This window comes from Petralouisia sp. (genome assembly GCF_056822245.1).
The window spans coordinates 1-8500 of sequence record NZ_JBQIOP010000079.1 but is presented as its reverse complement, the minus strand read 5'-3'; the positions used below and the strand labels follow the sequence as shown (position 1 = coordinate 8500).

Annotated in this window: 8 protein-coding genes, 1 other RNA gene and 1 pseudogene; 3 read left to right on the top strand and 7 right to left on the bottom strand. The window is 44.9% G+C overall.

The features are described from left to right. Positions 1–114: 114 nt before the first annotated feature. The 5 genes from ACTO17_RS18960 to tadA all read right to left on the bottom strand — a co-directional run bounded on the left by ACTO17_RS18960 (position 115) and on the right by tadA (position 2666). A complete protein-coding gene (locus ACTO17_RS18960) occupies positions 115–657 on the bottom strand; it encodes an NADH peroxidase (protein ID WP_172538250.1) in 543 nt (180 codons plus the stop codon). Positions 658–753: 96 nt separating this feature from the next. Further along, positions 754–1218: a Fur family transcriptional regulator gene (locus ACTO17_RS18955; protein WP_482559032.1), complete on the bottom strand. Its 465-nt coding sequence runs from the start codon at positions 1216–1218 to the stop codon at positions 754–756. A 147-nt stretch (positions 1219–1365) separates the two neighbouring features. Further along, entirely contained in the window at positions 1366–1848 is a 483-nt protein-coding gene (locus ACTO17_RS18950) for a hypothetical protein (RefSeq protein WP_172538252.1), read from the bottom strand. Between the two features lie 41 nt (positions 1849–1889). Next, positions 1890–2151: signal recognition particle sRNA large type (ffs, locus tag ACTO17_RS18945), an RNA gene on the bottom strand. Positions 2152–2183: 32 nt separating this feature from the next. Then, entirely contained in the window at positions 2184–2666 is a 483-nt protein-coding gene (gene tadA / locus ACTO17_RS18940; protein WP_172538253.1) for a tRNA adenosine(34) deaminase TadA, read from the bottom strand. A 65-nt stretch (positions 2667–2731) separates the two neighbouring features. Between tadA and ACTO17_RS18935 the strand changes: the two genes are divergently transcribed. Further along, positions 2732–3328: a GNAT family N-acetyltransferase gene (locus ACTO17_RS18935; protein ID WP_172538254.1), complete on the top strand. Its 597-nt coding sequence runs from the start codon at positions 2732–2734 to the stop codon at positions 3326–3328. Here ACTO17_RS18935 and ACTO17_RS18930 read toward each other — a convergent pair. Continuing rightward, positions 3282–4769, bottom strand: coding sequence for a DUF6128 domain-containing protein (locus tag ACTO17_RS18930; RefSeq protein WP_482559031.1), 1488 nt, complete (start codon positions 4767–4769; stop codon positions 3282–3284). The genes ACTO17_RS18935 and ACTO17_RS18930 overlap by 47 nt on opposite strands. Positions 4770–4962: 193 nt before the next feature. Then, positions 4963–5601 (bottom strand): DUF5105 domain-containing protein, encoded by a 639-nt coding sequence (locus ACTO17_RS18925; RefSeq protein ID WP_172538256.1) that lies wholly within the window; start codon positions 5599–5601, stop codon positions 4963–4965. 146 nt (positions 5602–5747) lie between these two features. Between ACTO17_RS18925 and ACTO17_RS18920 the strand changes: the two genes are divergently transcribed. Both ACTO17_RS18920 and ACTO17_RS18915 read left to right on the top strand, forming a co-directional pair. Continuing rightward, positions 5748–6671 (top strand): helix-turn-helix domain-containing protein, encoded by a 924-nt coding sequence (locus tag ACTO17_RS18920; RefSeq protein WP_482559030.1) that lies wholly within the window; start codon positions 5748–5750, stop codon positions 6669–6671. 1107 nt (positions 6672–7778) lie between these two features. Beyond that, positions 7779–8258: pseudogene (locus tag ACTO17_RS18915) on the top strand (hypothetical protein); the annotation flags it as partial. Positions 8259–8500: the final 242 nt, after the last annotated feature.

Below are 8500 nucleotides of genomic sequence, written 5' to 3'. Positions count from 1 at the left end.
AGAATTAATTTTCCAGAACAATACCGGATGTCCTTTACCCCCTGGATGGGTGTAAAGCTATCCGGTATTGCTTTTTCTTAAGTTAATGACATTGTGATTTTTCAGTACTTCTGATTAGCCGAAGTATCTCTTTAACAGACCTGCAAATGCTTTTCCATGTCTTGCTTCATCCCTTGCCATTTCATGAACAGTATCATGGATTGCATCCAGGTTAGCAGCCTTTGCTCTCTTAGCCAGGTCAGTTTTTCCAGCAGTAGCGCCATTTTCAGCTTCTACTCTCATCTCCAGATTCTTCTTGGTGCTGTCAGTCACAACTTCACCTAATAACTCAGCGAATTTTGCAGCGTGCTCTGCTTCTTCATAAGCAGCTTTCTCCCAGTACAGGCCGATTTCCGGATATCCTTCTCTGTGAGCAACTCTTGCCATAGCCAGATACATACCAACTTCTGTACATTCTCCGTTGAAGTTTGCTCTTAAATCTTCGATGATATCTTCAGAAACACCCTGAGCTACGCCAATTACATGCTCAGAAGCCCAGGACAAATCTCCGGACTGCTCGGTGAACTTGGAAGCAGGAGCGTTGCACTGAGGACATTTCTCAGGCGCTGCATCTCCTTCATAAACATAACCGCATACATTACATACAAATTTTTTCATAATAAATTCTTCCTTTCTATGTGTTTTAAATTTTAATTGACTAAGTAAAAACAGTAATTGTTACTGAAATTAAGATAGCATATCTTGTGAAGCCTGTCAAGAGATATTTTGTGTTTTTTCTGTGAGCAGTTGATGCTCCATGCAGGCAGCAGTGTATTCTGCCTGGGGATTCTGTCTGTCTGCTTCTTTCTGCAGGCAGGCTTTGCAGGTTCCAAGAAAATATGTGATATGCCCGTCAATCCGGCCTTCAAATTCATTGCCTGCCAGGATATTGATATGATTAATGTTTTCCAGTTTCAAATCCATAACGCTGCCGCATTCCCTGCAGAATACGTGGTAATGAGGGTCTGCGTTCCAGTCAAAGCGATCCGGCCCGATACCAGTGGAAATTTTCTGAATTTCCCCAATCTCCGTCAACAGTGACAGGTTGCGGTATACGGTTCCCAGACTGATGTTTGGAAACTCTTTTTTTACATTTGTATAAACCGTCTCGGCGGTCGGATGATCCTGGCGGCCGGAAAGAAATTCCCTGATACACTCCCGTTGGCGGCTGTATTTCATCAATGGTCTTTCCTCCTGTAAATAATGGTAATTATTATTGATTTCCATATAAATATAATCCCTGGCTGCAAAAAAGTCAAGAGCCAGAGCGTGTTTCCAAATTTTTACAGGGAATGGAGAAGCCATTCCCTGTAAAGATATATCGTATTATTTGTGAGACTGCCCGGAATCTTCGTTTTTCTGGGGAGGGGGTTCCGTTTCGGATTCCTCAGAATCAGAATTACTGGAAAAAATACGGTAATTTTCTTTTCCGGCGGGCAGACTGATATATTTTTTGATGCCAAACAGAATTCCAATGCTGATAATGGTAATCAGATTTTCAATGACGGTAGTGTGATCCAGTATCATATGACGGGCCACCAGAAACATTAAAACCTCCAACACAGTATCTCCGCTGGGCTGACAGAGCATTTTCAGAAACTCAATGCCAATCAGGATATTAAACACATAACCCACAAAGGTCAGAAAAGCTTCGCTGGAATACCTGTCATTCCAATAATCTATAAAAGAGCTGCCCAGAGAGAAGCAGGCAATCAGAAGGGCCGCCAGAACAATGACAGCCATCAGAAGTTCTAAAAAATCACAGGAGTCAAACAATGCGTTCCTGGTTTTATGCAGTAATTTTTTCAATGAAATTCTCCTTAAGTGTTCAGTATGGCGGATATCAAAAACCGAGCGCTTTGCTTTGAATCCTGACCATGGGCGTTACTTTTACAGTTAGCTCGGCCCAGGCGCCCTTACGGCACATGAAAGATTCTGCTTAGTGCTGCTTTGTTCCCAACCTGACACGGTTCACAGAGTTCCATTGCGTAAGACCCAGACGTCATCACCACTTATAAAAGGCAGCCCCACAGGCAAAAACCCGGGGCAAAGCATCACTCCAACTATAGCGGATTGTTGGTACAGGGCACCGCTAACGCCCCAGCTGCTCGGATACCTAAGTATATCCTGTTTCACAAAAAAAGTCAACTGTTCTGGGAGCTTTTCTCCGATTTTTGCTGACGCAGATGTTTAAAAAAATTGCTGAGCATGGAAGAGCATTCCTCCCCCAAGATGCCGGTTTCCAGTTCCACCTGATGGTTGAAGGCCTGAATCTGCAGAAGGTTCAGCACAGAACCGGCGCACCCGGCTTTGGGATTCATACTTCCGATGACAACCTTGTCCATCCGTGCCTGTACAATGGCGCCGGCGCACATCTGGCAGGGCTCCAGAGTTACATACATGGTGCAGCCTTCCAGACGCCAGTCGCCCAGCTTTTTACTGGCTTTTTTAATGGCGGAAAGCTCTGCATGAGCCAGGGTGTTTTTGTCAATATTTCTCCGGTTATATCCCCGGGCAATGATTTTTCCGTCAGATACAATTACACAGCCAATGGGAACCTCCTGTATTTTTTCCGCTTTTTTTGCTTCCCGGATGGCGGCTTTCATAAATTTTTCTTCCTGATTCATAGATCCTCCTTCTGGACATCTGATCTCTGTCAATGTTATTATATAAAAAAACAGGAGAAGTTACAATGAAAATGACATATCAGACAGAACGTTTGGAGTTGAAAATTCTGGACGATACGGCCTGCGCCAGAGTTCTTCAGTTTTATCTGGATAACCGGGAAATGATTGAACAATACGAAACAGACCGGCCGCCCCAGTTTTACACCGAACAGTTTCAGAAAATGCTGCTTCAGGGAGAATATAACCTGGCGGTAAAGCAGAAATCTCTCCGGTTCTGGGTGCAGGAACGGGAGCGGCCGGAGCAGGTTATTGGAACAGTTTCGTTTCATAATATCAAATATGGATTTTTTCAATGCTGTGAACTGGGGTATAAATTTGACCGGAGATTCTGGGGCAGAGGGTATGCCCGGGAAAGCATTTTAAGAGGAATTCAGGTGGTATTTGAAGAATTGAAGCTGCATCGGATCGAAGCCTGCGTACTGCCTGGAAATACTGCATCCCGGAAACTTTTGCTGAACCTGGGTTTTGAGTTTGAGGGCATAAAAAAGCAGAGCGTCATGCTTCATGGAAAATGGAGAGACCATGAATTGTACGCTCTGCTGTCAGAGGAGCCGTCTATTCGTTCAGATAGCGATACCAGTAGCCGAATTCTCCGGTGTTGACCGGTGCGGATTTCTCGTTGTGGAATTCCGGGAATCCGAATAAAGTGGCCATCACCCGCTCGGGATTCTGGTAAACTCCGGGAATTCCGATAAACCAGCGTTTCTTTCCGGCTTTTTCCGTGATGCCGAGAATCAGATAGCGGTAGTTGAAGAAGCCGTGAAGAAGGAAACTGTTGTTGCCCAGATACCAGTACTGCCTTGGCAGCAGGCGCAGATCCTTTAATTCCCACCGTACACAGAGAGTCTTTTCATCTCCGGCAAAAGGAGTCATTACAGGATAATTCTCCATAATAAATTCCCATTTCAGGCTCCAGTTTTCCGGCAAAGGCTCCAGCTTCGGGATGGATGGCAGGGGTATCCCGTTTCTGCTCTGAACATTTTCTCTGAAGTTGGGAACGGCTTCTGCGGCGCTGAGATCCGGGGAAGGCGAAACAGCATTTGTTTGAGAAGAAGCAGCATTCGTTTGGGAAGAAGCTGCTGGCTCCTTTGCCTGCTGCTGTAAGGAAATATCTGTCTTGCCGGCCTGCTGCGGTGAGGAAATATCTGTCTTGCCGGCCTGCTGCGGTGAGGAAGCCGCTGCGCTATTGTGCCGCGTGGAAGAGACAGTCTGCCCCGCGAAAGCGGTATCTGCGCTGCCATGCTGCTCAGATGCAGCGTTTGTTCCCCCAGTTTGCTGTGGCAGGGAAGCGCCTGGCCGGTTGTTCTGCTGTAGTGAGGAAGCCTTTGCGCTGTTATTCTGCTGTGCTGGGGGGACGCCTGCATGGTGACTCTGCTGTGGTGAGGAAGCCTCTGCGCTGTTACTCTGCCGTGGCAGGGAGGCATCTGCCTGGTGGCTCTGCTGCTGTGTAGAAGAAGCATCTGCGTAGCCCTGCCGCTGTGTGGAAGAAGCGTTTGCATGATTGTGCCGCTGCGGCAAAGATGCGTCTGGGCTGTTGGTATTTTGCAGCCCGGAATCTGCTGATTTTCCGGCCTGCTGCGGTATGGCAGCGTTGGCATTCGTTTGGGCAGCTTCCTTCTCTTCTATCTGAGGTTTCGTCGTTTCCTGTACTTGTTTTGGTTCAACAAAATTTTTCCGGATAAATTCACTGTCGTCCCACTGGCTGACAAACATGATTTCCTCAGAAAGCGGAATGAAAATCCCTCTTATGTCGTCCAAAGTATAACTGCTGTCTGCCAGAGGCTCCCCTTTCAGAATTGTCTTAAAATCTCCGCTGCCCCGGGGAAGGCTCATGGTTCCCAGTGAAATTCCGGGATGCCTGCCCCTGCTTGTGGCATAGAAATACACCGGGGCCAGTGAAGAAGTGTGCCCGGTGTTTTTCATATGTATTTCCACGAGGCACTGGCCGCCCCGTTTTTCAATTTTGGCAAATCCTACATTGTGTCGTTTGGTTCCGTGTTCATATAAATAAAGATACGTAATCATTCGATGGAATTCAGACATTTTTACACTCCCACAAAAGTTTTTACATCTTATTCCGTTTCGGCGGAAAATATTACTCCGACGGTTAAATATCGCAGTAGTAATATGCATAAGCGGCGGGAGTTCTGTGCAGATTCCGGAAGGATATCATTATTTCTGCCCGGTAATGGCCAGGCCATGGCATCATTAATTGCACGCTGCCACATGGATATCATTATTTCTGCCCGGTAATGGCCAGAGCCAGGTCGGAGCCGAAGGAGGACATATTGGCCGGAACCCAGGTGTTGTTCTGAATCACACAGTCAACGGTGATATCTATGGTCTTTTCTGAAGGCGTAACATTCCGGTAAGCTTCAATCAGATTTTTGCTGTAAATATCCATCAGAAAAACCTGCCGTTCCTCCGTTGTGGGGAAATTGCTCTGCTGGGCTGTTTCCCTGGCCGAGTAATAGGCGTCTTCATCCAGGTTGAATTCATTAAAATATGTGGTGTGAACCACCACAGTTGCCTTGCCTTCGGATTCTGAGACAACTTCTGCCGTTGCGCTCATTTTGGCAAGAGCCGCTTTTCTGGCTTCGCAGAGCTCTTCTAAGACATCTTCCTCGATTTCCTGGCCGCTGGCGGAAAAGTTGGCCCGGATGGTTTCTTTCAGGGAAGCGTCATAAGTTTCTTTGGCGGCGTTGATATCTTCTTCTGTCATGCCCAGGGAGGTGATTCCCTTGGTGTCGCCCAGTATATACAGTTCATAAATTGCCTTGATAGAATCGGCGGCATTTTTTTTGGGTCCAGTGCAGCCGGAAAGAAAGGCAATGGAAAAGCACATGAATAATAAAAAGGAACAAAATTTTTTCATGGGAAAATCCTTTCTTTAATGTAGTCATTCTTATTATATAGGCAATTAAAACAAATGGCAAGAAAAAGAGAATTTAATCGGAGATTTGAGCATTTTTTAGACAGGAGTGAGAAATTACCCTATAATGGAGCCAGGAGTGATAAAAAATGGCAGTGTATGAAATTGGAAATTACATTCACGATATGAGGGTAGAACGGGGATATTCCCAGGAAGAACTGTGTTTTGGAATCTGTTCTGTGGGCAATTTATCCAAGATTGAAAATGGAATACGGATGCCCAACCGGAAAACGGTAGAGGCGTTTATCCAGAGACTTGGCTGCAGGGATGTATTTCTGCAGTATTCCAGCAGAGAGGAGATGCAGCAGACCGAGCTTTGCAGTCAGATAGTTCAGAAAATTACAAATTACGAACGTGAGGGTTTAGCGGAGCTTGTGGACAGATTTGAGCATACAATTGCAGAAGAAGATATTTTAAATTCCCAGTATTGCCGCTTTACCAGAATTATATTAAAGCAGATGGAGGAAAAAAACTGGGTGCAGGGGCTTAAAGAGCTGGAAGAAACCCTTAAGATGACAAAACCGGACGGGATCGGGCTGAAAGAGGTTCTGAAAGGGCTTTTGACCTATAATGAAATTCTGATTTTGATCAGTATTGCCCGTAATTACAGAAAACTGGGACAAAAAGAAGAAGCCATAGAGATTCTCCAGGGCGTCAAGCATTATATGGACACTCATATCATGGATCGGACGGAAAAAGTGCAGAAATATCTTCTGGTGCTGTTTCAGCTTTCCAGACTTTACCTGGACAAACAACAATATGAAAAGACAGTGGAGGTGTGCGATCAGGGAATTGCAATGAGCAAGGAAAACAACCGGTTTTGGCTGTTTCCAAGGCTTTTTATCAACAAGGGACTGGCCTTGCTGGGGCTGAACGAGAACGTACAGGCGAAAGAGGCTTTGCAGAGAGGATATTGCGCCTTTTATGTTCTGGGCAATGAAAAACAGTGCCAGCGGTTAAAAACCTTCCTGCAAGAAAACTGGGACATAGAATTAAAAAGTAATATTTTTTGATAAATTTTCCTCAAAGTGCATGGACGGATGGGAAAAGAAGAGGTAAAATAAGCGTTAGGAGTATTTAATAAGTGAATAACACTCTTAACAGCTCTGAAAAAAATCTTTGTTATTGTTTGGAATATTGTGAGAAATTCACGGAATTCGGCAATGCAGGGATTTTTTTCGTGTAGAAAAATATGAAGCCATGGCCTTAATTGCTTTTTTGGGTAGGCTTATAGTCAAAAATGACGGTGTAGGTCTTTCCTTTGTACATTTTTCTTATCCGGTAGGAGCCGGATGGGAGCTTTTCAATCTTCATGGTATCATCCTCCTTAAAAATGGGTATAAAAATAACAGCTCTGGGGCAGTTTCATTTTCGGGGTTGAAAAATTTATGTGCGTGAGATATAATATGCTTAACAAGACAGCCGAGAGATAGCCGACACCTATCTGCTCCGGCGAATCAAAGTTAATAAGTTACAAAGATAACCGCCTAACCTTTACCAGAGACAGGGCGGTTATTTTTTGTGCTTGAAATTACCAACAAGGGTAATAACGGCACATAGCATAATTACAAAAGTAAATAAATCATTGTATGTAACCATCATATATCCCATCCCTTCCGCAAGACTCGGAGCAGATGGGGAACCGTCCTTCGGCTGCCCAGTTAAGCATATTATATTGTCATGGTTCTGTTTTGGAACACCCTCGCCAGGGGTCTCCCTAATGGGGATACATTGGCTCCTGCATGGAGTCCTGGGAGTAGTTCCAAGGGGGAGCTATTCTCGGAAACTGATCCACCCCATCCCCACATCTACCCTGTAAAAGCATGAGATGAGGTACATAAAAACTACAATACAAGCTATGAACTCCTGGAACAACCCAAATAAAAATAGCAGTTGAAAAACATGATATTCCTTTTTGTTCATTATCATCTGCCTCCTGGCCAACGCCATCTCCATATCTCCCATGTTCTTTTCATATATGTCACTGCGCTTCCTTCCACCTCCGATTCCTGCATATCTTGTGGGGTTGTCGCATTAAGTAATTAGTGCGTAGCTCCTTTTCTATGAAAAAATAACTTCCAGACCTCGAAAGAATCCGGCGGTTGGTGTAAAATTAATGTATGACAAAACACATTAGCTTACAGAAAAATTATAGCCTAACTCAGAGCGGATATCAATTAAAACTTCCGCTAAATATTGAAACCATTATTCCAGAAGATGATTCTGTGCGGCTGCTCAGTCAGTTTGTGGAGGCATTGGATTTGACTGACTTATATTCTACTTACGAAAGAATAAATTCAGCATTCCCAAGAACGTTACTTAAGATTGTGCTTTACTCTTACATGAAAGGCATATAACCTCCAGCATGGGGTGGATTCCGAATATATTACCCGGCTTACCATAGGCCAGTAGCCTACCGATACAACAACCCTGATTCCATTTTTAAAAGATGTAGAAAAAAACTGAAATTCAAATACAAAAATATAACCGCTGATGCAGGGTATGAAAGTGAGGAGAACTATCTTTTTCTCGAAAACAATGGGTATCTTTCCTATATAAAGCCCGCCAATTATGAGATTTCAAAAACACGTAAGTATAGGCCCCCCCATCATGCTTAACCTGCCGTCCGGCGGGCCGCATGGCCATCCATACTATGGAAGCCAGGGGCTTTCATAGTAAACATCCATCATGCTCAGCCTGCCGTCCGGCGGGCCGCATGGCCATCCATGCTATGGAAGCCAAGGGCTTTCATAGTAAACCCCCATGCCCCGCGTTGGCACCACTGCGCATGAAACAGGGGCAAGCCGAGAGTTTTTATTTCTTTAGCTGCAAAGATGAACTA

What these genes read in the sequence shown, in the direction of transcription:
- ACTO17_RS18960 (WP_172538250.1), bottom strand. Translation starts at nt 657, where the DNA reads ATGAAAAAATTTGTATGTAATGTATGCGGTTATGTTTATGAAGGAGAT.
- ACTO17_RS18955 (WP_482559032.1), bottom strand. Translation starts at nt 1,218, where the DNA reads ATGAAATACAGCCGCCAACGGGAGTGTATCAGGGAATTTCTTTCCGGC.
- tadA (WP_172538253.1), bottom strand. Translation starts at nt 2,666, where the DNA reads ATGAATCAGGAAGAAAAATTTATGAAAGCCGCCATCCGGGAAGCAAAA.
- ACTO17_RS18935 (WP_172538254.1), top strand. Translation starts at nt 2,732, where the DNA reads ATGAAAATGACATATCAGACAGAACGTTTGGAGTTGAAAATTCTGGAC.
- ACTO17_RS18930 (WP_482559031.1), bottom strand. Translation starts at nt 4,769, where the DNA reads ATGTCTGAATTCCATCGAATGATTACGTATCTTTATTTATATGAACAC.
- ACTO17_RS18925 (WP_172538256.1), bottom strand. Translation starts at nt 5,601, where the DNA reads ATGAAAAAATTTTGTTCCTTTTTATTATTCATGTGCTTTTCCATTGCC.
- ACTO17_RS18920 (WP_482559030.1), top strand. Translation starts at nt 5,748, where the DNA reads ATGGCAGTGTATGAAATTGGAAATTACATTCACGATATGAGGGTAGAA.